The sequence below is a fragment of the Bradyrhizobium sp. CCBAU 45389 genome (assembly GCF_028128625.1).
Taxonomy (GTDB): domain Bacteria; phylum Pseudomonadota; class Alphaproteobacteria; order Rhizobiales; family Xanthobacteraceae; genus Bradyrhizobium; species Bradyrhizobium liaoningense_B.
Genome location: NZ_LBIY01000006.1, coordinates 19,712 through 46,287 on the forward strand (window position 1 = coordinate 19,712; position 26,576 = coordinate 46,287).

A 26,576-nucleotide genomic window follows, 5' to 3' on the forward strand; every position below is an offset into this window, starting at 1 on the left:
GTCGCGCGCCCCGGAATGACGCGAGGTTGTTAATGATCCCCCCCACCCTCCCCGCCGAATTGAAAGCCGCGCTCGACGGCAAGCTCCAGGGCTTCTCCCGCACCGACGCCGCACAGCGGTCGCAGAAGATCTCGACCACCTACCGCGCCGGCGGCGGCTCCGGCACGATCAAGTCGGAGGCCGATGCTCTCGCCTATGCATTGGCGCGCATGCCGGCGACCTACGCGGCCGTGGCCGCGAGCCTGAATGCCCTGACCGAGATCGCACCAAGCCTTGCGCCTGAAACGCTGCTCGACGTCGGCGCAGGCCCGGGCACCGCGAGCTGGGCCGCCGCGGAAGCCTTTCCATCGCTGCAGGATTTTACGCTGCTCGACGCCAACGCCACCCTGAGCCGGCTCGCGCTCGAGCTGGCGCGCGACAGCACGCGCCTCGCGGAGTGCCGCTATCTGCCGGGCGATGCCGGCGGCAACCTCGCCGAGGTCTCGCAAGCCGATCTCGTGATTGCCAGCTACATCATCGGCGAACTCAATGAAGGCGACCAGCGCGCGCTGACAGAGGCGATGTGGGCGAAAGCCAGCCATGCGCTGGTCGTGATCGAGCCCGGCACGCCCGCCGGCTATGCCCGCATCCTCGCGCTGCGCCAGCAGCTGATCGCAGCTGGTGCCTACATCGCCGCCCCCTGCCCGCACGAAAAGCCCTGCCCGCTCACCGCGCCCGACTGGTGCCATTTCTCCCAGCGCCTGCCCCGCTCGCAGGCGCATCGCCAGATCAAGGGCGCCGAGGTGCCGTTCGAGGACGAGCGCTTCATCTACGTCGCCCTGACCCGCGCGGCGCCAGAGGCCCGCGCCGCGCGCGTGCTGGCGCCGCCGGATGTCGGCAAGGCCGAGATCACGGCCAAGCTCTGCACCGAGGACGGGGTCGTGCTGGCGAAGATCCCGCGCCGCGACAAGGCCGCCTACGCGAGCGCCCGTCGCTGGCGCTGGGGAGATACGGCGGACTAAGTATCAAAGATTGAGACTGGTGCCGGCTACAACTCTTGTCGATTACCGGCTATCATGGGCCGCACTTCGGTCGGATCACCGCACAATGGTCGAACCTCATCCAACCGTCCTGGACGGAAAGCTCACCTACGTTTCGTCCAAACCCAGTTTGGGCGCAGCCATCGGCGGGACCGTCATTGCCCTCGGCTTAATGTTGGTTTTCGCAAATGGCGCGACCGGAACGGTCGTGACGCCTGCAGGCGCGGCTGGGCTTCTCATCGCCCTCGTCGTGCTCGCGATCTCTCTGCTTCTGACGGTCATGCGACGCTGGACAGTGGAGTTCGATCTCACCGGTCAAAAGTTGACGATTGCGCAAAGCCTGCTTGGCCGCCCGAACACGATCGTTTTCGATTGTCCGCTCGACGAATGCATCCGAGTTGGAACGATGGAATACCGCAACGACGGCGGAGCCAGTTACGGTGCCTATGTCGAACTGAAGCAAGGTGGGAAATATTCCATTCCCCTACCAAACGGGACGCTTCGCGATGTCAGTCTCGCCGTATCGCATCTGGTGCGTGCCACCGGCATCCCCAGGTTCGATACCGTGGCGTAACCGGCAGCCACCGCCATTGCCGAAAGTTAACCCCGATCCGCGCTTTTGCCTTGAACTCGGACGGTTCCTGATCCGACCAAGTCTTACCTCCTCTCCGCGCCGGGGCTCTCGCCCTGTGCCAATTTGGTCTACCCTAGCGCCCGACTTCTTTCCCTCTTCAGGAGTTCTCCATGTCGACCGGCTGGATCGTTCTCGGCGTCATCGTCGTCCTCGTGTTCCTGGCCTTCAGTGCCTACAACCGCCTGGTGGCGCTGAGTCAGCGCGTCGGCCAGGCCTTTGCCGATATCGACGTGCAGCTCAAGCAGCGCCACGACCTGGTCCCGAACCTGGTCGAGACCGTGAAGGGTTATGCCTCGCATGAGCGCGGCACGCTCGACGACGTCATCAAGGCGCGCAATTCGGCGATGTCGGCGCAGGGCCCGGCGCAGGTGTCCGCCGCCGAGACCCAGCTCTCCGGCGCGCTCGGCCGGCTGATCGCGCTGTCGGAGGCCTATCCGGACCTCAAGGCCAACGCCAATTTCCAGCAACTCGCGAGCGAGCTGTCGGACCTCGAAAACAAGATCGCGGCGAGCCGCCGTTTCTTCAACAACGCGGTCCAGGAATACAACACCGGCATCCAGCAGATGCCCGCCGCGCTGTTCGCCGGCATGTTCGGCTTCACCAGGAAGGACTTCTTCGATCTCGGCGCCAGCCGCACCGAGGTCGAGGCGGCGCCTCAGGTGAAGTTCTGATTGCTGCATGACCCTCACCTTCGTCGTTCCGGAGCGCGTCGAAGACGCGAACCCGGAACCTCGACCGCGACACTAAGCTCTGGATTCCGGGTTCACGCCGTTGGCGTGCCCCGGAATGACAGAAGCTAACGGAAGCAGTCATGGCCGCGTATGGTCTCTACACGCACATCGCCTCGAACAAGTTTCGTTCGATGCTGCTGCTCGGCGGTCTGTTCGCGCTGGTCTACGTGCTGGTCTATGCCGGCGCGCTGGTCGCCGAAGTTCTCATCGACAGCAACCGGACCGTCGCCTTCTACCTGAGCCATGCCTTCCATGATCTGATCGTCGCTGCGCCCGTCGCGACGGTCGTGACGGCGCTCTGGGTCGTGATCGCCTATTTCTTCCATCAGTCGATGATCGACGCGGTGACCGGCGGCCATGACGTCACCCGGCAGGAGGAGCCGCGGCTCTACAATCTGCTCGAAAACCTCTGCATCTCGCGCGGCATCACCATGCCGAAGCTGAAGATCATGGAGAGCCCGGCGCTGAACGCGTTCGCGACCGGCCTCAACCCGCGGCAATATTCGGTCACCGTCACCACCGGCCTCCTCAACGCGCTGAACGACAAGGAGATCGAGGCGGTGCTGGGCCACGAGCTGACCCATATCAGGAACGGCGACGTGCAGCTGATGGTGGTCGCCGTCATCATCGCCGGCGTGGTCGGCTTCTTCGGCGAATTGTTCTTCCGACTGTTCACGAATTTGAGCTGGAACTCGGGCGGCTCGTGGTCCTCGGGCTCCTCCTCGTCGTCGCGCTCGTCCTCCTCGAGCAGCGACAGCAAGAGCTCGGGCGGCGGCGCGGTGATCGTCATCATCATCGCGGTCGTGCTGATCGTGGTGGCCTGGCTGATGTCGCAGGTGGTGAAGCTCGCATTGTCGCGCTCGCGCGAATATCTCGCCGACGCTGGCTCAGTCGAGCTGACGAAAGATCCGGATGCCATGATCTCGGCACTGCGCAAGATCGAGAATCGCGGCGAGCTGCCGGCGCGACCTCGGCGGTGATGGAGCTCTGCGTCGACAATCCGCGCGAGGGCTTTGCCGACCTGTTCGCCACCCACCCTTCCGTGCAGTCCCGCGTCGATGCCCTCGTCAAATTCGCCGGCGGCCGTGACCCCGGTCCGCTGCCGGACCCCACTGAGGAGACGGATCAGGGCGAGACGGAACGGCCGGAGACGCAGGATACCCCGCCGCCGCCGTCGCAGGGGCCATGGGGCGATGCAGCCGGTCCGGCCAATCCGCCGCCCGTTCCCGCACCACACCCCTCAGGCGCCCCGGCAGGCAATCCGATGGGACCATGGGGCCGCCACTGAGCGACGCAATCGGCCGCGGTTCGTGGCGGGTTTGACACCGATCGGGAAAAACCTCGGGAATTGCCGCAACCTGGGCGCAAGGAATTGAATTCTCCCTTGTTTCTGCCATGTTCGCGCCCAACAGCAGACTTGGGACGTCCTTTCGGACATCGATTTGGGGCCCGGCCGATTGCGACCTCGCGATCGGGGGCGCGCGTTAGGGGACAGCAATGGCAAAGCCGGCAGTGGTTGTGGTGGGCGCGGACAAGGGCGGGGTCGGCAAGACCACGGTATCGCGCACCCTGCTCGATTATTTCTCAGCCAACAACGTGCCGACCCGCGCGTTCGACACGGAGTCGCCGCGCGGAACCCTGAAGCGCTTCCACCCCGACATCACCGAGATCGTCGACATGACGACGACGGCCGACCAGATGAAGATCTTTGACACGCTCAACGCTGTCAGCCCGTCGGTCACCGTCATCGACGTCCGCGCCGGCCTGCTCTCGCCGGCGCTGGCTTCGCTGCGCGACATCGGTTTCCTCGACGCCGCCAAGGCCGGCCAGATCACCTTCGCCGTGTTCCATATCCTGGGACCATCGATCGCCTCGCTGGAGGAGATCGCCGAGACCGCGGGCTTCATGACCGGTGCGAAATACTTCCTGGTGAAGAACTTCATCAACGACACCCAGTTCTTCCAGTGGGACCAGGCGACCTATAATTCCTACTTCCACCGCATCAAGGACGCGACCGAGCTGACCATCCCCAAGCTCAACGAAATGGCCTATGAGCAGGTCGAGGTGTCCTCCGTTCCGTTCCTGAAGTTCGTCGCCAACAAGGGCATCAGCGACGAGGCCGCGAACTATTCGTTCGTGCTGCGCGGCTATGTCCGGCACTGGCTGGCCAACGTCTGGAGCGAGTTCGACCGCATCCGGCTGACCGACATCGTCGGTTCGAAGCCGGCGACCCGCAACACCGAAAAATAGTTGCGCAAGCAGGGCTGATACGGCTGGATTGGGCGGTGAGTTGGCCTGATATAGCTGTTGATGCCCGCTACGCCCGTCTACATCATCTGCTCGCCCCGCCCGCAGGTCGGTAAGACCCTGCTGGCGCGACTCTTGAGCGAATTCCTGTTGCTCAAGAACGGCAACGTCGCGGCCTTCGACGTCAATCTGAAGGAGCCGTCGCTGCTCGACTATTTGCCGAAGATCACCGAGACCGCCGACGTGATCGACACCTACGGCAAGATGCAGCTGATGGACCGCGTCATCGTCGATGACGGGCTCTCCAAGGTGATCGACCTCGGCTTCCACGCCTTCGACGAGTTCTTCAAGATGAGCGAGGAGATCGGCCTGCTCAAGGAGGCGGCACGCCGCCACGTCGCGCCGCAGATCCTGTTCGTCGCCGACACTGACCGCGTCTCGGCCCGCGCCCATGAGATGTTGCGCGGGCAGATCCCGCGGATGAACCTGATCACGGTGGACAACGAGTATGTCGTGCGCGGCGAGCTGCCGCCTGCAATGGAAGGCGGCCGGCTGTTCCGCCTGCCCGCGCTGCCGGGCTTCCTGAAGACCTATATCGACCGGCTGAGCTTCTCCTTCACCGGCTATCTGCGCCAGGAGAAGGACCACTCCACCGAGCTGCACCAGTGGACGCGAAGGAATTACATCGCTTTCCGGGAGCTCGAGCTCAGCCTGATCCTGCAGCGGTCCTGACCGTCGTCCCGGCCTAATGCGCAATTGCGCACTAGGCCGGGACGACAAGAAGTCAATGTCCCTCGAACGACATCAGCGTGCGCACGGGCACATCCATCGCGCGCAACTTGGCGGCGCCGCCGAGCTCGGGCAGGTCGACGATGAAGCAGGCGGCGACGACGTTGGCGCCGATCTGGCGCAGCAGCTTCACCGCGCCCTCGGCGGTGCCGCCGGTGGCGATGAGGTCGTCGACCAGGATCACGCGCTCGCCGGGCGCGACCGCGTCGACATGCATCTCCATCTCGTCGATGCCGTATTCGAGCGAATAGGCGATCCGCACGGTGGTGTGCGGCAGCTTGCCCTTCTTGCGGATCGGCACGAAGCCGGCGGAGAGCTGGTGCGCCACGGCGCCGCCGATGATGAAGCCGCGCGCCTCCATGCCGGCGACCTTGTCGATCTTGTTGCCGGCCCAGGGATTGACGAGCTCGTCCACAGCGCGGCGGAAGGCGCGCGCGTCCGCGAGCAGGGTCGTGATGTCGCGGAACATGATGCCCGGCTTGGGATAGTCGGGGATGGTGCGGACGCTCGCCTTGATGTCGTGGTCAAAGGTCATTCGTTTCTCGTTTCGTTGTCATTCCGGGGCGGCTCGAAGAGCCGAACCCGGAATCTCGAGATTCCGGGTTCGATGCTGCGCATCGCCCCGGAATGACGAGCATGAAGCATGCACTCAATTCGCCCCGGCATCCAGCCGGAACGCATTTTCGACAATACGCAAGCCCACCTCGCCGCCGAGCGACATCAGCGATTCCGGGTGGAATTGCACGCCGGCGACCGGCAGGGTCTTGTGCTCCAGCGCCATGGCGACGCCGTCCTCGGTGCTGGCGGTGACCGACAACACGTCCGGCATGCTGTCGCGCTCGACATAGAGCGAGTGATAGCGGCCGATGACGATCTCGTTCGGCAGATTGCGCATCAGCCGCCCGCCGCGTACCTGGACCCGCGAGGGCCGGCCGTGGGCGGGATGGGTCAGCTGGCCGAGCTCACCGCCGAAATATTCGCCGATCGCCTGCACGCCGAGGCAGACGCCGAACACCGGCAGCTTCTTCTCCAGCGCCGCATCGATGGTCTTCTTGATCCCGAAATCCTCAGGTCGGCCCGGGCCGGGCGACAGCACCAGCAAATCCCACCTCTTCTGCTTGAGCATGTCGAGCGCATGCACATAGCGGACCACGGTGACCTCGGCGCCGACCTGGCGGAAATAATCGGCGAGCATGTGCACGAAGCTGTCGTCGTGATCGATCAGCAGCACGCGCTTGCCCGACCCGGTCGCATCGGGCGCAAAGGTCGAGAGCGGCTTTGGCGGATCGCCGCGCAGCGCCTGGAACAGCGCGGCAGCCTTGACCTGGCATTCACGGTCTTCCGCAGCCGGATCTGAATCGAACAGGCAGGTGGCGCCGACGCGCACTTCGGCGAGGCCATCCTTCATGCGGATGGTGCGGATGGTGAGGCCGGTGTTGATGCTGCCGTCGAAATTCACCGCGCCGATCGCACCCGCATACCAGCGCCGCGGCGAGCGCTCGTGATCCTCGACGAACTGCATCGCCCACAGCTTGGGCGCCCCGGTGACGGTGACCGCCCAGGCGTGGGTGAGGAAGGCATCGAGCGCGTCGAAGCCGGGGCGCAGCATGCCCTCGACGTGATCGACGGTGTGGAAGAGCTTCGAGTAAGTCTCGATCTGGCGGCGTGCCAGCACCTTGATCGTGCCAGGCACGCAGACGCGCGCCTTGTCGTTGCGGTCGACGTCGGTGCACATGTTGAGCTCGAACTCGTCCTTCTCCGAGTTCAGGAGCTGGCGGATCTGCTCGGCATCGCCGATCGCATCAAGGCCGCGCGCGATCGTGCCGGAGATCGGGCAGGTCTCGACGCGGCGGCCGTCGGAGCGCACGAACATTTCGGGCGAAGCCGAGACGAGAAACTCGCCCTCGCCGAGATTCATCAGCGCGCCGTAGGGCGACGGGTTGATGACGCAGAGGCGCTGGAACACTTCGGCCGGCGAGCGGTCGCAGGGCTCGGCGAAGAGCTGGCCGGGCACGGCCTCGAACAGGTCGCCGCGGGCAAAGGCCGCGCGAGCAGTCTCGACGGTCGCCTGATATTCGCCGGGGGCGTGATCGGCAAAACCCTGGCGCGGCGTCTTCAGATACGGGCTGTCGGCGGTCTCGCGCGGCAGGCCCTCGGTGGACTTGCCCTTCCAGGCGAAATCGTAGGAGAGCACCACGCCGCGACCGGTGGCGCGGTCATAGGCCAGCAGGCGATCGGGCACGTACAGCACGATGTCGCGCTGGTCGGCCTCGCGGGAGCGCTTCTGCACGAGGTCCTCGATCTGGAACACGAGGTCGTAGGCGAAGGCGCCGAACAGGCCGAGCAGCCCGTCGTCATTGGCGGAGAAGGCGGCGACGAGGTCGCGCACCAGCGACATCACGCTGGCGCGGCGGGTGCGCTGGTCTTCCTCGACCGGGGCATCGCCGCGAATGATGTGACCGGCAAGGCGCGTCGTCGACTTCTCGGAGATCACCACGCAGGGCTCGCGCAGCACATCGCCGAGGAAGGCGATCAGCACCTGCCCGCGTTCGTTCAGCGCTTCCAGCTTGAAATTGACGCCAACCGTCTCGAGCTTGAGCGGCGGATCGGAGAAGCCGAGGTCGAAGCTCTCGTAGCGGCCGGGCACGGTCGTGCCCGAGGACAGCACCACGCCGCGGCGGCGGTCGAGCAGGTTGACGAGATCGTCGAGCCTGTTGGCGCCGCCGGTAAACTGCTCCGCCACGCGCGTGATCGCGAGACCCGCGCGGGTCGCGTACTCACTTCTGGCCGGAAGGGCAAAGACTGTCCTGTTCATGTGATCCTCTTGGGGTCCTCTTACGAGACTTGCCGAGGGAACGCCACACAGGACAAACGATCAGGCCGCCGCGCTGTGCTGGCGACCTTCGACGATTTTGAGAAAAGAAATCGCACCGGCCACCTCGTCAGGAGGTGCGCCACCAAAGACGGGCTGGGCGGACGGCGGTGCTCATGGGCGCGATACTCACCATGGCCCGGGGGCGGCGTCAAGGGTGGGCCCCATGCCGTAGCCCGGATGGAGCAACGTCGATCTCCGCCGTCGTCCCGGCCTAGTGCGCAATTGCGCACGGGGGGCCGGGACCCACAGCCACCGAACTGAGTTCGGCGACGACTCGAAGTGGCAGCCCGCCTCAGCCACAAGATCCTGTGGTTATGGGTCCAGGCCTTCGCCGGGACTACACCGGCGCGACTAGCGCACCCCCTACCCCAGATGCTTCCTGAAAAACTCAGTCGCCCGGCCCCAGGCGAGCTCGGCGGCTTCGCGGTCGTGCACGGCCTGGCGCTGCTCGTTGACGAAGGCGTGCTCGGCGTCATAGCGGAACAGCTCCAGCGACTTGCCGGCGGCCTTCATGGCCTTCTCGAAGCCGCTGACCAGCTCCGGCGTGCACCAATCGTCCTTGTTGGCAAAATGGGCCTGGAGCGGGATCTTGACGTCGGCGGGCTTGGCCGCCTGCTCCGGCGGGATGCCGTAGAACACGACGCCGGCCGCAAGCTCCGGGATTTTCGTCGCGCCGATGATGGTCACGGCGCCGCCGAGGCAGAAGCCGGTCAGGCCGACCTTGGCGCCATTGCGCGACAGGTACTGCGTGGCGCCGCGCACGGTCTGCGTGGTGGCGTCCATGAAGTCGAGCGAGTTCATTTCCTTGTTGGCGGAATCCGTGTCGTGATACGGCACCACCTTGCCCTTGTAGAGATCGGGCGCCAGCGCATCAAAGCCGGCCAGCGCGAAGCGGTCGCACAGGCCCTTGATCTGGTCCGACAGACCCCACCATTCCTGGATCACGACCACACCCGGCGCGTTGCCGCGCGCGGCATTGGCGAGATAGCCCGAGGCGTCCTTGCCGTCCGGGCGCTTGAAGGTGATGGCGGTTCCCATGGTGTCCTCCGGGTGAGTTTCTGGGGGAGCGGTTGGCGGTATTTTGGCGGGTGAGAGCCGATGACGCAATCCACACTCCTGTCATTCCGGGGCGCACGAAGCGCGAACCCGGAATCCATTGGGCCACGGAGTTGGTGGATGAATGGATTCCGGGCTCGATGCTGACGCATCGCCCCGGAATGACAGCCAATAAAAAAGCCCCCTTGCGGGGGCTTCTTCGTTTCTCGTCGCGCGCCGCTCAGTGCGAGTCGGCCCAGACCTTCTTCTTGGTGAAGTACATCATGAGCGCGAAGATGATCAGGAACACGAACACTTGGAAGCCGAGCTGCTTGCGGGCCTCCATGTGGGGTTCGGCGGTCCACATCAGGAAGGTGGTGACGTCCTTCGAATATTGCGCGACCGTGGTCGGCGAGCCGTCGTCATAGGTCACCTGGCCGTCGCTGAGCGGCTTCGGCATCTTGATGGCATGGCCCGGGAAGTACTTGTTGAAGTACGAGCCCTCCGGGATGGTGACGCCCTCCGGCACCTTCTCCTCAAACCCCTGAAGCACCGCCGCGACGTAGTCCGGGCCCTGCTCCTGGTACTGGGTGAAGAAGTCGAAGATGAACCAGGGAAAGCCGCGCTTATAGGAGCGCGCCTTGGTGATCAGCGACAGGTCGGGCGGCGCCGCGCCGCCGTTCGCCGCGCGCGCGGCCTGCTCGTTCGGGAACGGCGAGGGGAAATAGTCCGCCGGCCGGCCCGGACGCTCGAACATGTCACCCGCGTCGTTCGGACCGTCCTTGATCTTGTAGTCGGAGGCAAACGCAGCTGCCTGCGCCACGGAATAGCCGGGCCCGCCGGGCTCCGAAAGGTTGCGGAAGGCGATGTAGGACAGGCCGTGGCAGCTGGCGCAGACCTCCTTGTAGACCTTCAGGCCGCGCTGGAGCGCACCGCGGTCGAACTTACCGAAAGGGCCGGCGAACGACCATTTGTTGCCCGGAGGCGTGTCGCTGCCTTCGGAGGCCTTCGCGCTGTCGATCGAGCCCGCGAACAGCGAGCCGGCGAGCGCCAGCACGATCGCGGTCGACACCATCGGCGTCGATCGGCTGCCGGTCTTGGCGAGCACCGCGTCCGAGATCGAGTTCGGCACCGGCCGCGGCTTCTCGATGCGCGAGAGCAGCGGCAGCACGATCAGGAAGTAGGCGAAGTAGCAGACCGTCAGGACGCGGCCGGCGACCACGTAGATGCCCTCCGGCGGCTGCGCACCGAGATAGCCGAGCAGGATGCAGACCGCGACGAAGATCCAGAAGAACTGCTTGGCCAGCGGGCGGTACTTCGACGACCTGGTCTTGGCGGCATCGAGCCAGGGCAGGAAGCACAGGATGATGATCGCCCCGAACATCGCGATGACACCGGCGAGCTTGTTCGGGATCGAGCGCAGGATCGCGTAGAACGGCAGGTAATACCATTCCGGCACGATGTGCGGCGGCGTCACGCCCGGGTTCGCCGGGATGTAGTTGTCGGCGTCGCCGAGATAGTTCGGCATGTAGAAGATGAACCAGGCGTAGAGCAGCATGAAGCAGGCGACGCCGAACATGTCCTTGATGGTCGCGTGCGGCGTGAACGGCACCGTGTCCTTTTCCGTCTTCGGCTCGACGCCGTCAGGATTGTTCTGGCCGGCCACGTGCAGCGCCCAGACATGCAGCACGACGACGCCCGCGATCACGAACGGCAAGAGATAGTGCAGCGAGAAGAAGCGGTTCAGCGTCGGGTTGCCGACCGAATAGCCGCCCCACAGCAGCGTCACGATGCTCTCGCCGACATAGGGAATGGCGGAGAACAGGTTGGTGATGACGGTGGCGCCCCAGAAGCTCATCTGGCCCCAGGGAAGCACGTAGCCCATGAAGCCGGTGGCCATCATCAGGAGGTAGATGATGACGCCGAGGATCCACAGCACCTCGCGCGGCTCCTTGTACGACCCGTAATAAAGGCCGCGGAACATGTGGACGTAGACGGCGACGAAGAACATCGAGGCGCCGACCGCGTGCATGTTGCGCAGCAGCCAGCCGTAGTTCACGTCACGGACGATCAGCTCGACCGACTTGAAGGCGAGATCGGCATTCGGCGTGTAGTGCATCGCCAGGATCACGCCGGTCAGGATCTGCATCCCCAGCATGAAGGAGAGGATGGCGCCGAAGGTCCACCAATAGTTCAGGTTGCGCGGGGTGGGATAGGCGACGAAGGAGGAATGGATGAGACCAAAGATCGGCAGACGCCGCTCGATCCATTGCAGGGCCGGATTGCTCGGCTGGTAGTCGGATGGTCCGCTCATGATGCGATCCTGAGGAAATAACTACGACGAGACGGCGCGAAGCTTCGGACGAAGGCCCGAAGCTCAGCCGATCTGGATTTTGGTGTCGGAAACGAACTGGTACGGCGGCACCGGCAGGTTCGCGGGCGCGGGCCCCTGGCGGATGCGGCCGGACGAGTCGTATTGCGAACCATGGCAGGGGCAGAAGAACCCGTCGTAGTTGCCTTCATGAGCGATCGGGATGCAGCCGAGATGGGTGCAGATGCCGATCACGACCAGCCACTGCTCGTGGCCGGACTTGACCCGGGCCTCGTCGGACTGCGGATCGGGCAGGCTCGCCACGTTGACCGCGCGTGCCTCGTCGATCTGCTTCTTGGTGCGGTGGCTGATGTAGATCGGCTTGCCGCGCCAGAACACCTTGATGTCCTGGCCCTCGGCGATCGGGCTGAGATCGACCTCGATCGGCGCACCGGCGGCGATGGTCGAGGCATCAGGATTCATTTGAGAGATGAAGGGCCAGAGCGCGGCCGCGCCCCCTACTGCTGCAGCTGCCCCCGTTGCAACGAATAAGAAATCACGGCGTGTCGGATGGTCCGCCGAAGACGCTGTCGTCACGATTCCAACCCTTTCTTCTTATGCTGCCGGTGGAACCGTTCCAGGAGCCCCCCAAAGGTCCCCGGAACAGTGCTGCCGGCGCCCGCGGCCCCCCGCGGCGGCAGAACTTCGCTTGTCCCCACCAAAACAGGGCGAAAACAGCAGTCCAGAATCGTTCTATTGGCACCCTTGCCGGGCGAGCGCAAGCCCGCTAACGGCGGGGAAGCGTGCAATGCACGAATTCCCGGGCAGGCGATGTTTTATTGAGACATTTCCGGCCCGCAACCAACCCGCCGCCGCCCATGCAGATCGCACTTTTCCAGCCCGACATCCCCCAGAACACCGGCACGATTCTCAGGCTCTGCGCCTGCCTGGGGATGGCCGCCCATATCATCGAACCTGCGGGGTTCCCGGTCTCCGACCGGCATTTCCGCCGGGCGGGAATGGATTACCTCGACCATGTCAGTATCGTCAGGCACGACTCCTGGGCGAAATTCGAGGACTGGCGCGCAGGCCAAGGCTACCGCCTGCTGCTGTTCACCACCAAGGCCGCCACCGACTACCGCGATTTTCATTACCAGACGTCGGACATCCTGCTATTCGGACGCGAGAGCGCCGGCGTCACCGACGCGGTGGTCGAGGCCGCCGATGCGCGGCTGGTGATCCCGATCGCGGCAGGGCTGCGATCGCTCAATGTCGCCATGAGCGTGGCGATGGCCGCAGGCGAGGCGCTGCGGCAGACCCGGAACCCCAGCGGTCCACAGGATTGAGGAGAGACAATTGAGTTACGCGGTCAAGGAGATCTTCCTGACCCTGCAAGGCGAAGGCGCCCATGCCGGGCGCGCGTCCGTGTTCTGCCGCTTTGCCGGCTGCAACCTCTGGAGCGGCCGCGAGGCCGACCGCATGGATGCGACCTGCAAGTTCTGCGACACGGATTTCGTCGGCACCGACGGCACGCTGGGCGGCCGCTATGCCTCGGCCGCGGACCTCGCCGACACCATCGCCGCACAATGGACGGCCTCAGCGGCCAACCGCTATGTGGTGCTGACCGGCGGCGAGCCGCTGCTCCAGGTCGACGACGCCCTGATCGCGGCGCTCCATGCGCGAGGTTTCGAGATCGGCGTCGAGACCAACGGCACGATCGAGGCGCCCGAAGGGCTCGACTGGATCTGCGTCAGCCCCAAGGGCGGCAGCGAGCTCGTGCTGCGCCGCGGCCACGAGTTGAAGCTGGTCTATCCGCAGGCCCTCGCCGCTCCCGAGACTTTCGCGGACCTCGCCTTCGAGCGCTTCTCGCTGCAGCCGATGGACGGGCCCGAGGTCGCCGAGAACACCGCACGGGCGATCGACTACTGCCTGCAGCATCCGCAATGGCGGCTCAGCGTGCAGACGCATAAATCGCTCGGCATCAGATAGGATTGGTTTTCGAACAGATGTGGGAATTGACGAAATCGTTCCGCTTCGAGGCGGCGCATTCGCTGTCGGGAACGACCTTTGGCGCGGCGAGCGAAGAGATCCACGGCCACTCCTTCCGCGCCGAGGTGACCGTCCGCGGCACGCCCGACCCCGACACCGGCATGGTGGTCGATCTCGGCCTGCTCCAGCGCGCCATCGAGGATGTCCGGCTCACGCTCGACCACAAGTATCTCAACAAGATCGAGGCGCTCGGCAAGCCGACGCTGGAAAACCTCTCGCGCTTCGTCTGGGAGCGGCTACAGCATATCGGCAAGCTGACCCGCGTCAGCATCCACCGCGACAGTTGCAACGAGAGCTGCACCTATTACGGTCCGCAAGGATAGCTACGATCTCGGTCTCGCAGGGTGGGCAAAGCGCCTTGTCCGCCGTAGCTCGTAGAGCGAAGGCGGAAGCGTGCCCACCGATCGAGGACGACAATGATAATTGGTGGGCACGGCGCAGGGGCGCCTTTGCTCACCCTACGAGAGCCGGTTTGGGATTTGGATATGGACGCCTCAACGATCGAAGACCACAAGACGCGTGCTCGCGCCTGGTTCGAGCGCTTGCGCGACGACATCTGCGCGAGCTTCGAGCACCTCGAGGATGATGCGCCGCGAAGCCTCTATCCCGGCGAGGCCGGCCGCTTCGAACGCACGCCCTGGCAGCGCACCGACCACACCGGCGCGGCCGGCGGCGGCGGCGTGATGTCGATGATGTCAGGCCGGCTGTTCGAGAAGGTCGGCGTGCACTGCTCGACCGTGCACGGCGAATTCGCACCCGAGTTTCGCGCGCAGATCCCCGGCGCCGCAGAGGATCCAAAATTCTGGGCCTCCGGCATCTCGCTGATCGCGCATATGCGCAATCCGCACGTCCCCGCCGTGCACATGAACACACGCTTCGTCGTGACGACAAAAGCCTGGTTCGGCGGGGGCGCGGACCTGACGCCGGTGCTGGAGCGCCGGCGCACGCAGGAGGATGCGGACAGCATCGCCTTCCACGCTGCGATGAAGGAAGCCTGCGACCAGCCGAACGGCGTTGCCGACTACGACAAGTACAAGACATGGTGCGACGAATATTTCTACCTGCCGCACCGGAAAGAGGCGCGCGGCATCGGCGGCATCTTCTACGACTGGCACGACAGCGGCGACTGGGACGCCGACCTCGCCTTCACCCAGGATGTCGGCCGCGCCTTCCTGAAGATCTATCCTGACATCGTCAGGCGCAATTTCGCGAGCGCCTGGACCGCTGCGGACCGCGAGGAGCAATTGATCCGGCGCGGCCGCTATGTCGAGTTCAACCTGCTCTACGACCGCGGCACCATCTTCGGGCTCAAGACCGGCGGCAATGTGGACTCGATCCTGTCGTCGCTGCCGCCGGAGGTGAAGTGGCCATGAGCGCTGTGAGACCGCTGCCGCGCGCCATGCTGATCGACATGGACGACACCATCCTGTCGGCCTATGGCCGGCCCGAGATCGCCTGGAACACGATCGCGAACGAGTTCGCCGAGGAGCTTGCGCCGCTGCCGCCGGCTGAGGTCGCGACCGCCGTGCTGGCCTTCGCGCGAAACTTCTGGGCGAATGCGGAAGCCGCCTGGCGGATGAAGCTCGCCGAGGCGCGGCACCTGACGGTCAAGGGCGGCTTTGCCGCGCTTGCGGCGGCCGGCCATCGCGCCCTTCCCGACGATCTCGCCATCCGCCTCGCCGACCGCTTCACCGCCTATCGCGAGGAGGAGATGTTCGTCTTCCCCGGCGCGCATGAGGCGATCGACAGGCTGAAGGCGCTCGGCATCAAGCTCGCGCTGGTGACCAACGGCGCCGCCGACATGCAGCGCGCCAAGGTCGAGCGCTTCGAGTTGGCACACCGCTTTCACCACATCCAGATCGAGGGCGAGCACGGCTTCGGCAAGCCCGAGGAGCGCGCCTATCTGCACGCGATGGACGCGCTCGGCGTCACCGCCAAGGACACCTGGATGATCGGCGACAATCTGGAATGGGAGGTCGTGACGCCGCAGCGCCTCGGCATCTATGCGATCTGGATGGACGTGCACGGCGAGGGCCTGCCCGAGGGCTCGACCGTCAAGCCCGACCGCATCATCCGCTCGCTGACCGAACTGGTGCCGGACCAGCCGTAACGGGGCGCAAACAAAAATTGCGAAAACAACCCCATGCACAGTAGCCGGCTGCTGCAGAATCAAAAGCTTACGGATTTTACGAAACGCGTTTGACCCGTCGGGCAAAACAGGGGCATAATGCCATCGTCGAAACCTGCGATGGACAAGCTCCCGCGGAGCTGAACCCGCGCTCAAGTCTCGGCACCCCCCGTCCAGGGCAATCGCATATGGCACTTTGGACGGCCTGCGCGCACGCCCCATCCTTCGAGACGACCGCTTCCAGCGGTCTCCTCAGGATGAGGCTCATCAGCATCGGCGCCGCTGAAACAACGGCCGCGCACTCCGTCCTCATCCTGAGGAGCCCGCCCAAAGCGGGCGTCTCGAAGGATGGCCGCAGGGAAGGTGCCGTGCGGTACCGACGCGCCCGGCATGCCCCCTCGCCCGTGTTCGGCGTGTCATGACCGCCTGCTAGCCTCCGCCGGGTCGATCAACCCGAAAGGACAATCCATGGACTTGAAAGCCGGCGATGTCGTGATGCTGAAATCCGGCGGCCAGCCGCTGACGGTTGCGGAGGTGAAGGCGGACGAGGCGCTCTGCCTCTGGATGGGCATGGAAGGCGATCTCTTCCGCGAGACGCTGCCGCTGGCCGCGCTGGTGCAGGTGGAAGAGGACGAGGAAGAAGACGACGAAGACGAGGACGACGACGAGGAGTAGACACCACTAAAACCGCATCCTCGTCGGATCGGAGCGTTCCGCTCCGGCGCTCCCGCTGTCCGCTTCTCGGCCGATCACGGCGCGATAGCGGACATCGGTGGATGTCGCGGAGGGGCCAGGAGCTGACATGGAGCTGACATGGCAGCCGCCTGGAGCGTGTAGTTCGCATTCTCCTCCGTCACCATGTGCATGGCAGTCATCCGCAGAAATCGTTTCAACCCCCGGTAGTCAGGTTCGGAAGTTTCGGCTAGCATTTTGCGGCGTGCCTGATTGGGACGGATTGTCCGTCCGCGAAAGGACATATCATGAGATTGTCGCCAGGATTTGTCGCGCCTTCAGCCTTCGCTTTCTTGTCAACGGTCTTGCTGTGCGGCCCGGCCGTGTCGCAAACGGCCACAAGCCCCGCCACCCAGGTCCCCTCCGTCACGGTCGAAGCGCCGAAGCAGGCGGCAAGGCCGAAACAGGCGGTCAACACCGGGGCATCTCGCTCGACCTCGTCAACCCGCCGCATCCGATCGGCAACCGGTGAACCGTCAACCGGCCGAACGCCAGCGCCGGCGCCGGGTTCACCATTGGCGAGGCTTGCCGCGCTGGAGAAAGTCGCCAGCAGTTGCAACGGTGGCTGTCAAACAAGCTTCAGACACGGCAAGGATCCCTGGGTCGGGTGCAGCGAGTCGGGCGGCGGACAAGCCAATGCACCTTTCTCGCCGACCTGCACGGACACCATCACTCACAAGAGCTACGTGGATTGCGTCGAGACCAGGGTGTTCCTGGGCGACTATCGGAACAGAGCCTACTGGGTCTGCAGCAGCCTCTCCGCCGGCAACAAGTTTCAGGTCGCCGAGCTCAAGCGATCGAAGCGCTAGCGCGAAAGCATTTTCGAGCGACGTGCATTCCGGTTCGCTCGAAGAAGGAGTGTCTCCGTTCCGATTCCATCGGGACGGAGCCACCGGCCATGTCAGCTATCGTCAGTTCTGAGCGTCGGAGAATTGATCGGGATCAACCCGAAATCACAGTATTGGAACGCCTATAGCTCCGGACCAGAAAGTCCGACCTCTCGCTCAGCGCGAAGGACATTGCCATAGAGACTGCTGATCCATTGTCTTCCGCTCGAGGTTACATTCAAATAGCGAATGGCAGTTTGGATGTGCGGTGCGACCTTGGTCCAGTAGAACTGAGGATATTTGTACACCACGTCCGCGGGCGTGGCGTATCCGAGCGATTTGTTGAGTCCTATCTCCTCGAACTCGTAGAACAGCGCATTTGATTTCCTCATGTAGTTCGGATCGCCGAGCTGTCCGATCAGGTCGGCGGCGCGAAGCAACAAACCTTCCTCTTCATCAAGATCATCCTTGAGTTCGTTCGCTGATGCCTCTGCATAAGGAAAACGAGTGTATTCGATGGCTTGGGCAACGCGAGCGGCGTCAATTTCGTCAACTGCGTCAAGACGCTCCACGGCGAATAATTTTGAGCGGTCGACATGATAGGGCGCAAGCGCTGCATCGGAGGAGCCGATCGGTAACTTAACCGTTCGGCCGGTACCATCAACCACATAGGTACCGTCCTCGTCTCCGTGAACTATTCCCCGAACGTAGCCAATGTCGTGAAGCAGGCACGCCAGGATGAAGTGAGCATAGTCGCTAGCCGTCGTTGGCCTAAGAAGGGAGCGCCCGATCAGGATGTCGTGCCCCACCAGCGTGACCAACAAGGTGTGCTCGACGTTGTGGTAGAGTGCATCGCTGTTACCAATACATTCCAGGGCCAGCTTTGCTGCATAGGGGAGCAATTCCGGCAAGTTGGCGTGGGACGAGCCGAAGCGACCGCTTGTCTCCGAGATCAGGAACGCACCGAGCGCCTGGGACGTCAGTTCTGGGATCGTTATCATGAGCAATCTCTCACTTTGGTCGCCGAACCTTCAGGAGGCCTTCTGCAGGATCGGGAGGGAGAGGACGACCGTAGTGGTGTGAAGCCAAAGGATGGGTGATCATTGACTTAGATCAACAGCAGCGACGCCGGACTACGCGTGTGCCCAGTAGCGACTTCTGCTTAGCGTCACAAGCCGTCGATGACGGCCATGCCGGGCGACTTCCGGTTTGGGCTCGCAAGCCGACGCTATGGGTATAGCGTTCGATTCATAGTCCCCGGCGCGAATGCCGATTGCGCCGGGATCATCTACGCGACGAGCTGCTCCGCCGCGGCCGTTGGACAAAAACGCGGAGACCTCGGAGGGAGCAAGTCCGCTCCGCCCTGCCAAGCGGACCACAATGGACTTCGCAGATCGGCCGGAAGCGAACATTCAGGCTGAGGCGTGCGCCAGCACAGACCTACTTCCTCGCTTGTTCAATCCTGACCGTGCTGCTCGGACCGACACTCGTCGCTTGAAGAACGACCTCGCCGTCCTTTGCCATCGCGAAATGAGAGATTTTCGCTGGTTCAATCAGGAACGAGCCGGGCGGGTATGCCCTGAATTTGCTCTCATCCCACTGATCGCCGTTCGCATAGTACAAGGTGCCGGACAGAACGATGGCCATTCGTGTCTCACCATGCCAATGCGGCATGATCTTGTAGCCAGCCGGGATCTTCACCCGTTCCAAAAACACTCCCGCCTTCTTCGGGTCGCCATACAGGGTCGCGAGCCCCACCGCTCCGGCATGTCCCTCGAAATGAATGTCCTGAGGAAGCGTTGCGACGACCGCATCCTGGGCAAGAGCGGGCGTCGATCCGACCAGCGTCGGGCCTGACGCAAAAGTATGGCAGGCTAATCATATGCAAGCCATGAATTGCGATGACGTGCACTTAGTTGAGCCGACCCGCTTAAGCTCAGCAAGCTGATCGAAGCCGCGCTGTCTGACGGTGATATTAAAGCACTGTCACCGTAATCGCCGGATCAGTCGGGAAGACCTGAAGCGCGCATTGCTTCGATAAGAGGTGCTGCAAGCACCGGCACGCAACCGATGGCGGAGCACTGACCATTGCTGCTGAAGTTGGGTTGAAGCTGCATGACCCGTTCGGCAGCCGCGTTCGCATCTTGCATTCGTCCGAGCTTGGCGAGCGATGCGGCCAGAAACATGTGCGAGACGCTAAAACCTGGCTTGCTCCGAATGGCCCGTTGCGCCGCCGCAGCAGCATCTTCATAGCGGCCGCGAAGAAAATGGCCCATGCAAATGCCATGCAGCGCCGCCGTGATCCACGGATCGAGCGGACTGAGCCGGATACCCCGCTCGCCCCATTCGATGGCACGCTCGGCTTCCCCTCCCCAGCCCAAAATCAACGCGCCCCAGGAATACGCCCACGCTGCCGATGGGGAAATTGCGAGGGCAGCCTCGAACGTTTCGAGAGCCAGCACACGGTCGTGTTCGACAAGACCGATCGCGATCGCGGCGTAGACAAGTGCCGGGGCATCGTCGGGGCCAAGCGCCACTGCGGTGTGCGCGTGCCGTATCGCAGCTGCGCGATTTTCTTCACGCCTGCCCGCTCGCAGATACAGGATTTCATTGCAGAACGCCGTCTGCCCGTGCGCGAGCGCGTAGTCCGGCTCGAGTTCAAGTGCGCGCTCGAGGAGTGGCACAGCCTGCGACGCGCCCTCCGGCATCCCGGTATCCACCAGAGGCGTCGCACGAAGCACAAGGTCGTAGGCGTCGAGACTGTCAGGACGCTTGCGCTTCGCCCGTTCAATTTCGGCCTGGCGCAGGCTAGGCTCGATCGCGGCGACCGTGCTCAAGGTGATTTCATCCTGCAAGGCGAAGATGTCGTCGACGGCGCGGTCGTAGCGATCCGCCCAAATATGGGCCCTGGTCTCGGCGTCGATGAGCTGCGCTGTGATCCGTACCCGGTCGCTTGCCCGTCGCACGCTGCCTTCCAGCACGTAACGAACACCCAGCTCCCGTCCAACCTGCCGGATGTCGACGGACCGCCCCTTGTAAGTGAAGGTCGAATTGCGGGCGATCACGAACAGCCATTTGAAACGCGACAGCGCAGTGATGATGTCTTCCACCATGCCGTCAGCGAAGTACTCCTGCTCGGGGTCGCCGGACATGTTCTGAAACGGCAGAACTGCGATCGAGGCCTTTTCCGGCAACGGCAGCGGCCGATTGCTGTCCGCAATGTTTGCCTTCGGCGCGTTACCAGGTTTGACGCCATATAGTCGAACCTTCCGGTCGATGTTCTTCAGCGATCGTTCGCCGAGATCGTCGAACTCGAATTTCGTTTTTCCCCTGACTTGTTCGAACGCACTTCCGGACAGACACACGCCACCCGGCGGGCACTCGTTCTCGACTCGCGCGGCGACATTCACGCCATCACCAAAGATGTCGTTTTCATCGCTGATGATGTCGCCGATGTTGATGCCGATGCGAAAGGCAATCTGCCCTTCCCGGCCAGCCATCTTCTCTTGAACAGCCATGGCGCAGGTCACCGCGTCGACAGCGCTGGCGAATTCGACCAGGAGGCCGTCGCCAGTCGTCTTGACGATCCTGCCCTTGTGCTCCGCAATGGCTGGATCAACGATTTCGCGGCGAATGGCCTTGAGGGCTTCGAGCGTGCCGACTTCATCAGCGCCCATCAACCGCGAATAGCCGGCAACGTCCGCTGCCAACACCGCCGCCAACCGCCTCTCAACGCGCGCCGTGACCACCGCTGCCCCCTGCTGGTTTGGACTGACGACAGCAGCGTAGCTCTCAGGCGGCAGACTTGGAAGCCCAACAATAATCCCCCGATCGCCCAGCACGACAGGCGCCGTCCCATCCGGACGAAGGGCGGCGGAGACGCCGGTGCCGAGTGATATCCCTCGCGCCGGTCGCGATCACGAGCGGCGACAGTGTCTGTCAGCTTGGCGGAGCCATGCTGTCGGGGGCAAAGTCGGTGGGCAGGCCGTCGATGCTCTTCATGTTCTTCAGGCGCCAGTATTAGCGCAGATTGGCGAGGCCCTGCGCCGTCCAGTAGCGCACCTCTCGGCGAATAACGATGATACGTCAGCCATAGAGGAGACATCAGCTTCTTCGTGCGCTATCTTGAGTGAATGCAAAATGAGCTTCCAACACTTGCCGGCGACAAGGCGACTATTCGACGAGTTCGCGCTGAAGATGTCGAAGGCTTCCTAGCGCTTGAAGGCGATCCAGAAATTCACGAAATGTTTGGGGGAAGCCGTGACACTTATCGGCCCATGACGCGATCGGTGGCCGAAGGGATCGTCAAGCGCTTATCCGATCACCCGTTTGCATGGGGAATTGAGCACGCCTCCAAGGTGATCGGTGAAGTCCGCCTCGATCGCGTCGATATGCAGGATCGCCGCGCGTCATTTGCTGTCGGTATTCTTGATCCTAAGTATCTCGGGAGGGGCATCGGAACGGAGGCAATGCGTCTCGCTCTTGGATTTGCGTTTGAGAGGATAAAGTTGCACCGAATCTCGGTGCGAGTGCTCGCTCATAATCACCGAGCCATTCGCGCTTACCGAAAGTGTGGCTTCGCAGTCGAAGGGCAGGAGCGAGAGTCTGCTTGGGTGAACGACCGGTGGCATGACGACCTCATCATGGGGTTGCTCGACCGCGAGTTTCGATAACTGGGCACGATGGCCGCTTTGGGGTCATAAGCTGCCGGACGACTTCCGGTTTGTGCTCGGAGCCGACGTTGGTGGCACGAATGCCAATTGCGCCGTGATCATCTACGCGACGAGTTGCCTCGCCGCCGAAGAAATCATCACCAGCCCGCCCGTGATCACCGCAACGTCGAGGATCGCAGTGTGGATATGCCCCGGCATCCGCATCGCCGACGGTACGGCGATGCCCCCACTCCAAAGGTAGTACCACCTCTTCGCCCATTTACCGGGAACTTTCCCGCCCATTTACTAGGGAACTTAATTCGTAGGTTGCTCGCATTTCTTTCGTGAGCACTACGCTCAGCCGCAGCGTAGTGCAGGTGTCGCGATTTCAGCGACAATGTTTCGGTTGCTTCTCCACGAGTCGTCCGCAGCAGTTTGCAGCAGATCGAGGGAGCATAGCATGCAAAAGCGTTTGATCATTTTCTTGCCGGTACCCCTCTCTCCGACGGCCCCTTCAACCCGTTACGCCCCCTTTTCATGGACTGCCAGAAACTGACGACCCTCACGGCGAGCGCGACAGCTCGGCGGAGAGCGGGCGCATGGAATGTCGATCACGCAGGAATTTTCGGCACCGCTCGCAGGCCAGGGTGCGATCCGGCGACCACCCAAATAGGGATCTTATGGCTCTCAGCATCCAATTCGGAACCGATAGGAGACGACAATGGCACTGACCATCAATGTCAGCGGAAGCACGAAAATCGACGAAACGGCCGGCTTGCAGGATGATGACATCGCGCTAGCCAGCGTGCCGACGAATGTCTCGACCGCGTTCAGCGACGCGGGAGTCAACCTCGCGAATGCAATTCAAGTCGCAGGCGGAGGGGGCGATGATGTCACCGTCACGCCCGACACTGGTTTCACCATCAATGGCCTCGGCTTTGTGGACGCAACCAACGGTGCGCTTAACGGGGATCCCAGCGGGCTTTACACCCTCGAGGGCAGGCAGATCTTCCTCTACGCCGATCCCAATAACGACAACGTCGTCCTCGGCAGAGAGGGCGCGGCGGTCGGAGGGGGGGCGGATGCGAACGGCGCCATAGTTTTTGCGATCTATCTCGAAGAGACCAAGACCGGAACACTGGTCACCGGCGGCAAGTTCTGGACCGCGCTTTTCGAGCCGCTGAAGCACACGGACGCCAACGATCACGATTTCACTGTCAATCTCGACAACAACATCAAGGTCGCGGCGACACAATCAACGACCTTCGTCTTCGACAATGCACCATCGGGCGCCAACGAGTTCATGATGTTCGGCAACAATCCCGGGGGCGTCAGCACCAGCGGCATCGTGGTGACCGGGCGCAGCCCCGACCCGAACACCGAGGACAATGACAATAAAGGCGACACGGTCAGCAGCAGCCAGGCCGGCCCCCACGCGACCGTTGGAGTGAACGGCCAGCATCTCGCGCCGGGCAATGGCTTAAGTTTCACTTTCGTAAATGATCCAGCCGAATCTTTCACGGTGGCCCCAAACCCCGACCCACACGCGCCCGCAGGTCTCGACGCTACAGAGGCCGACCATGAAGGCAACATCCAGTTTAGCGGCTATACCCCAGGCGTCACCTCGGCCTCGTTCACGGTCGCTCAGGTGAACCCGACCGGTAGCGTAGTCACAGTCAAGATTTCCGCCTTCAATGATCCGAATGCGGCCGAAACAGGCACAGGTTTTGTCGAGGGATTCGCTGATGACGTCGCGGTCAACATCACCCAGGTGAAGGTCAATGGCGTTGTGGTCGCTGCGAACCTCAACGGGGATACGGCGGTCGTCTCGGGCGTCAAGAACGGGGATGTTGTTGAATACACCACCACCAGCGCCCACACCCGGGTGCTGATCGAAAACGTCCAACCGACGAAGGGGCCGGGTTCGAACATCACCCTCGACATCGGCGGATTCACGATCTTGAGCTCCACGGGCGCGAGCGAGTTTGCCGGCACGCAACTCCAGTTCGACGATGACGGGCCGACGATCGCCGCGGTCGCGAGCACGGCGTCGGTTCGCCACGATGAGACGCCCGGGCTGGACGACACCGATGTGGCCGGCTCGGCCATCGCCTTCGGTTCGACGACGATCGCGTCGCTTTTCACCAACGTGCCGTCGGCTGGCGACGATCCGGATGTGACGGGCAGTGGCGCAATCGGCTTCGCCCGCAGCACCGCTTCGCTACTGACCGTGACGGGCAGCGCCGGGGCCGACGGGCCGGCGGCGCAGCAGCTCAGCTATGCGCTGAGCGTGGCTGACGGCGCCGACTCGGGGGTGGAGACCACCGCGGGCACCAAGATCTTCATGTACAACGGCACCGGCGCCGCCGCAGGCTTGATCCTCGGCCGGGTCGGCACCGAGAACGCGGGCGGTGATACCGCCAATGCCGCCGGCACGGTGGCCTTCGCGCTGGCGACCAACCCGGCCAATGGCGAGGTCTTCCTCACCCAGTATCTGTCGCTGAAGCATCCCACTCCCGGCGCCTCGCATGACGAGACCATCACCTTGGCGGCGGGCGCGGTGCAGATGAGCGTCACCCGTACCGACGGCGACGGCGACACCGCCACCGACTCCGGCAACGACATCGGCCTGCTCATCAAGTTCGACGATGACGGGCCGACAATCACCGCTGCAGCGAGCGGCACCGCCTCTGTGCGCCATGACGAAACCGTCGGGGTGCAGGCGGACACCGACGTCGACGGCACGGCGATCGCCTTCGGCGCGGCAACCATCGCGAGCCTGTTCACCAACGTACCGTCGCCGGGCGATGATCCGGATGTGCCGAGCACCGGCGCGATCGGCTTCGCCCGCAGCACCAACCCCCTGGCGACGGTGACCGGCGGCGATGCCGGGGCCGATGGACCGGCGGCGCAGGAGCTCAGCTACGCGCTGAGCGTGGTCAACGGCACCGATTCGGGGGTGGAGACCACCGGCGGCACCAAGATCTTCATGTACAACGGCACCGGCACGGCCGCGGGCTTGATCCTCGGCAGGGTCGGCACCGAGAACGCGAGCGGTGATACTGCCAATGCCGCCGGCACGGTGGCTTTCGCATTGGCGACGAACGCAACCAATGGAGAGGTCTTCCTCTCCCAGTACCTGTCACTGAAACATCCGACCGGCGGCGCCTCGCATGACGAGACGATCACGCTGGCGGCGGGAGCGGTGCAGATGAGCGTCACCCGCACCGACGGCGACGGCGACACCGCCACCGACTCCGGCAACGACATCGGCCTGCTCGTCAAGTTCGACGACGACGGGCCGACGATCAACCCGGCCATTGCGGACGGACAGGTCGCCTTCACCGCCAATTCGTCCGACAGTGACACAGGCTTCCTCGACTATGGCGCAGACGGCCCCGCCTCGGCGGGTCCCTTCAAGATCACCAGCTTCGAGGCGATGCCGGACAATACCCCGCTCGGGACGATCACCGAGACCTTGTCGGCAGGCGATACGGTGCTGACGTACTCGAGCGCGACTCACGGCGACCTGTTCCGCCTGACGCTCGATGCGACGGAGCCCGGCGGCTACACGTTCACCGTGCTGCGAGATGTCCCGAACGTGCTCAATTTCCTCGATTTCGGTTCGGTCAATCCGGGCGGCCCGGTCGAGGAGATCACGATCAATGCGCCAGGGGGCACCGGCGTCACCTTCGATGGCTTCCTCGCCAGCGATTTTGATGGCAGCCCTACCTCCCTCAAGGCTCAGTTTGGGGCAGCCAGCGGCGACCAGAACGCCAATCCCATTGAAGATGTCAACGTCAGCACGCAAGGGATCGGCCTGAAGGACAACCAGATGGATCCCAACGTCAGCGGTACCCTGGACGAGGCTCTCAAGATGAGCTTCAGCCAGGATGTGGATGGCGTTCAGGTCGTGTTCGATGGAGCGACCGGCGGCGGGAACACGTTCAGTGCCACGTTCGAGGCCTATGACGACGGTGTGCTTGTCGACACCATCACGTTCAGTAACCTCGCAGCGCCGAAAGGCAGTGCAACAACGACCGTGACGTTCACTCCGGACCCGGCCCATGACTTCGACGAGCTCTACATCGGCCTGAATCTCGCCGACAAGAGCGGCGTGCGGATCCACCAAGTGGCCACGATCGAGAAGGCCGACATCCCCGATTTCGCGCTCGACTATACGGTGCAGGCCACCGACGGTGATGCCGACACGGCAAGTGACACGTTCACGGTCAAGATCGACAGCAATCTCGACGGTGTCCTCAACGTGTGATCGCGGACTCGTCGGCTGGGCCCCTTTCGGGGGGCCCAGCGGCGATCCCACGGCCACGGTCTTCGATCTCCCGGAGCCGTGCCGTCCGCTAGCGGAGCAAGATTGATGTCGGATGCATCCGCCTCGTGGTGCCGCGATCCGACCGATTGGTGCGGTCGGATCATCGGCTACGTCGAGGGCCTGCGCGGCACCAGCGCGGTGGAATTTGCCATCCAGGTGAGCCCGTTCGTTACGGCCGCGTTCATTCTGAGCCTGCTGGCATGGCGCGTTCGCG

Annotated in this window: 21 protein-coding genes and 2 pseudogenes; 14 read left to right on the top strand and 9 right to left on the bottom strand. The window is 63.6% G+C overall.

The features are described from left to right. The first annotated feature begins 32 nt into the window (after nt 1–32). The 6 genes and pseudogenes from XH79_RS04775 to XH79_RS04800 all read left to right on the top strand — a co-directional run bounded on the left by XH79_RS04775 (nt 33) and on the right by XH79_RS04800 (nt 5,363). The gene (locus XH79_RS04775; RefSeq protein WP_271580886.1) at nt 33–1,001 is read left to right on the top strand and encodes a small ribosomal subunit Rsm22 family protein; all 969 of its coding nucleotides are present in this window, start codon (nt 33–35) and stop codon (nt 999–1,001) included. Between the two features lie 85 nt (nt 1,002–1,086). After that, nucleotides 1,087–1,593 carry a hypothetical protein gene (locus XH79_RS04780; protein ID WP_212347698.1) on the top strand — a complete coding sequence of 169 codons (507 nt, stop codon included), beginning with the start codon at nt 1,087–1,089 and terminating at the stop codon, nt 1,591–1,593. A 170-nt stretch (nt 1,594–1,763) separates the two neighbouring features. Then, nucleotides 1,764–2,324 (top strand): LemA family protein, encoded by a 561-nt coding sequence (locus tag XH79_RS04785; RefSeq protein ID WP_212347695.1) that lies wholly within the window; start codon nt 1,764–1,766, stop codon nt 2,322–2,324. Between the two features lie 140 nt (nt 2,325–2,464). Next, nucleotides 2,465–3,672: pseudogene (locus XH79_RS04790) on the top strand (M48 family metallopeptidase). 209 nt (nt 3,673–3,881) lie between these two features. Continuing rightward, nucleotides 3,882–4,634: a hypothetical protein gene (locus XH79_RS04795; protein ID WP_212347688.1), complete on the top strand. Its 753-nt coding sequence runs from the start codon at nt 3,882–3,884 to the stop codon at nt 4,632–4,634. 60 nt (nt 4,635–4,694) lie between these two features. Continuing rightward, entirely contained in the window at nt 4,695–5,363 is a 669-nt protein-coding gene (locus XH79_RS04800) for a hypothetical protein (protein WP_212347685.1), read from the top strand. Between the two features lie 52 nt (nt 5,364–5,415). Here the strand turns inward: XH79_RS04800 and XH79_RS04805 are convergent, their stop codons facing one another. The 5 genes from XH79_RS04805 to petA form a co-directional block, all read right to left on the bottom strand. Continuing rightward, a complete protein-coding gene (locus XH79_RS04805) occupies nt 5,416–5,955 on the bottom strand; it encodes an adenine phosphoribosyltransferase (RefSeq protein WP_036024845.1) in 540 nt (179 codons plus the stop codon). A 114-nt stretch (nt 5,956–6,069) separates the two neighbouring features. Continuing rightward, a complete protein-coding gene (locus XH79_RS04810; RefSeq protein WP_271580887.1) occupies nt 6,070–8,235 on the bottom strand; it encodes an anthranilate synthase component I in 2,166 nt (721 codons plus the stop codon). Nucleotides 8,236–8,658: 423 nt separating this feature from the next. Then, nucleotides 8,659–9,333, bottom strand: a complete 675-nt coding sequence (locus tag XH79_RS04815) for a dienelactone hydrolase family protein (protein ID WP_254116873.1) — start codon at nt 9,331–9,333, stop codon at nt 8,659–8,661. 238 nt (nt 9,334–9,571) lie between these two features. Continuing rightward, the gene (fbcH, locus tag XH79_RS04820) at nt 9,572–11,644 is read right to left on the bottom strand and encodes a cytochrome b/c1 (protein ID WP_271580888.1); all 2,073 of its coding nucleotides are present in this window, start codon (nt 11,642–11,644) and stop codon (nt 9,572–9,574) included. A gap of 63 nt (nt 11,645–11,707) precedes the next feature. Further along, nucleotides 11,708–12,238 carry a ubiquinol-cytochrome c reductase iron-sulfur subunit gene (gene petA / locus XH79_RS04825; RefSeq protein WP_011085272.1) on the bottom strand — a complete coding sequence of 177 codons (531 nt, stop codon included), beginning with the start codon at nt 12,236–12,238 and terminating at the stop codon, nt 11,708–11,710. Nucleotides 12,239–12,519: 281 nt separating this feature from the next. Here petA and XH79_RS04830 point away from each other — a divergent pair, with 281 nt between their 5' ends. From XH79_RS04830 to XH79_RS04855, 6 genes are all read left to right on the top strand, one after another. Continuing rightward, on the top strand, nt 12,520–12,987 hold the full coding sequence (locus XH79_RS04830) for a tRNA (cytidine(34)-2'-O)-methyltransferase (protein ID WP_271580889.1): 468 nt from the start codon (nt 12,520–12,522) through the stop codon (nt 12,985–12,987). A 10-nt stretch (nt 12,988–12,997) separates the two neighbouring features. Next, nucleotides 12,998–13,630 carry a 7-carboxy-7-deazaguanine synthase gene (queE, locus tag XH79_RS04835; RefSeq protein ID WP_271580890.1) on the top strand — a complete coding sequence of 211 codons (633 nt, stop codon included), beginning with the start codon at nt 12,998–13,000 and terminating at the stop codon, nt 13,628–13,630. 17 nt (nt 13,631–13,647) lie between these two features. Further along, the gene (locus XH79_RS04840; protein ID WP_018648838.1) at nt 13,648–14,013 is read left to right on the top strand and encodes a 6-pyruvoyl trahydropterin synthase family protein; all 366 of its coding nucleotides are present in this window, start codon (nt 13,648–13,650) and stop codon (nt 14,011–14,013) included. A gap of 162 nt (nt 14,014–14,175) precedes the next feature. Then, nucleotides 14,176–15,063, top strand: coding sequence for an oxygen-dependent coproporphyrinogen oxidase (gene hemF, locus XH79_RS04845; RefSeq protein ID WP_271580891.1), 888 nt, complete (start codon nt 14,176–14,178; stop codon nt 15,061–15,063). Beyond that, the gene (locus XH79_RS04850; protein WP_442869910.1) at nt 15,060–15,800 is read left to right on the top strand and encodes an HAD family hydrolase; all 741 of its coding nucleotides are present in this window, start codon (nt 15,060–15,062) and stop codon (nt 15,798–15,800) included. The genes hemF and XH79_RS04850 overlap by 4 nt, the downstream gene beginning before the upstream one ends. A 486-nt stretch (nt 15,801–16,286) precedes the next feature. Beyond that, the gene (locus XH79_RS04855; RefSeq protein ID WP_271580893.1) at nt 16,287–16,493 is read left to right on the top strand and encodes a YodC family protein; all 207 of its coding nucleotides are present in this window, start codon (nt 16,287–16,289) and stop codon (nt 16,491–16,493) included. A gap of 1,027 nt (nt 16,494–17,520) precedes the next feature. On the opposite strand, the gene XH79_RS04860 is transcribed toward XH79_RS04855, so the two are convergent. The 3 genes from XH79_RS04860 to XH79_RS04870 form a co-directional block, all read right to left on the bottom strand. Then, the gene (locus XH79_RS04860; protein WP_212347659.1) at nt 17,521–18,378 is read right to left on the bottom strand and encodes an HD domain-containing protein; all 858 of its coding nucleotides are present in this window, start codon (nt 18,376–18,378) and stop codon (nt 17,521–17,523) included. A gap of 439 nt (nt 18,379–18,817) precedes the next feature. Beyond that, entirely contained in the window at nt 18,818–19,135 is a 318-nt protein-coding gene (locus XH79_RS04865; RefSeq protein WP_271580894.1) for a cupin domain-containing protein, read from the bottom strand. 245 nt (nt 19,136–19,380) lie between these two features. Beyond that, a complete protein-coding gene (locus XH79_RS04870) occupies nt 19,381–21,090 on the bottom strand; it encodes an adenylate/guanylate cyclase domain-containing protein (RefSeq protein WP_271580967.1) in 1,710 nt (569 codons plus the stop codon). Between the two features lie 420 nt (nt 21,091–21,510). Between XH79_RS04870 and XH79_RS04875 the strand changes: the two genes are divergently transcribed. Continuing rightward, nucleotides 21,511–22,050 (top strand): GNAT family N-acetyltransferase, encoded by a 540-nt coding sequence (locus XH79_RS04875; RefSeq protein WP_271580895.1) that lies wholly within the window; start codon nt 21,511–21,513, stop codon nt 22,048–22,050. Between the two features lie 102 nt (nt 22,051–22,152). On the opposite strand, the pseudogene XH79_RS04880 reads toward XH79_RS04875, so the two are convergent. Further along, nucleotides 22,153–22,293: pseudogene (locus tag XH79_RS04880) on the bottom strand (sulfite exporter TauE/SafE family protein); the annotation flags it as partial. 457 nt (nt 22,294–22,750) lie between these two features. On the opposite strand from XH79_RS04880, the gene XH79_RS04885 reads away from it, so the two are divergent. Continuing rightward, nucleotides 22,751–26,302 (top strand): DUF5801 repeats-in-toxin domain-containing protein, encoded by a 3,552-nt coding sequence (locus XH79_RS04885; RefSeq protein ID WP_271580896.1) that lies wholly within the window; start codon nt 22,751–22,753, stop codon nt 26,300–26,302. The last annotated feature ends 274 nt before the right edge of the window (nt 26,303–26,576 follow it).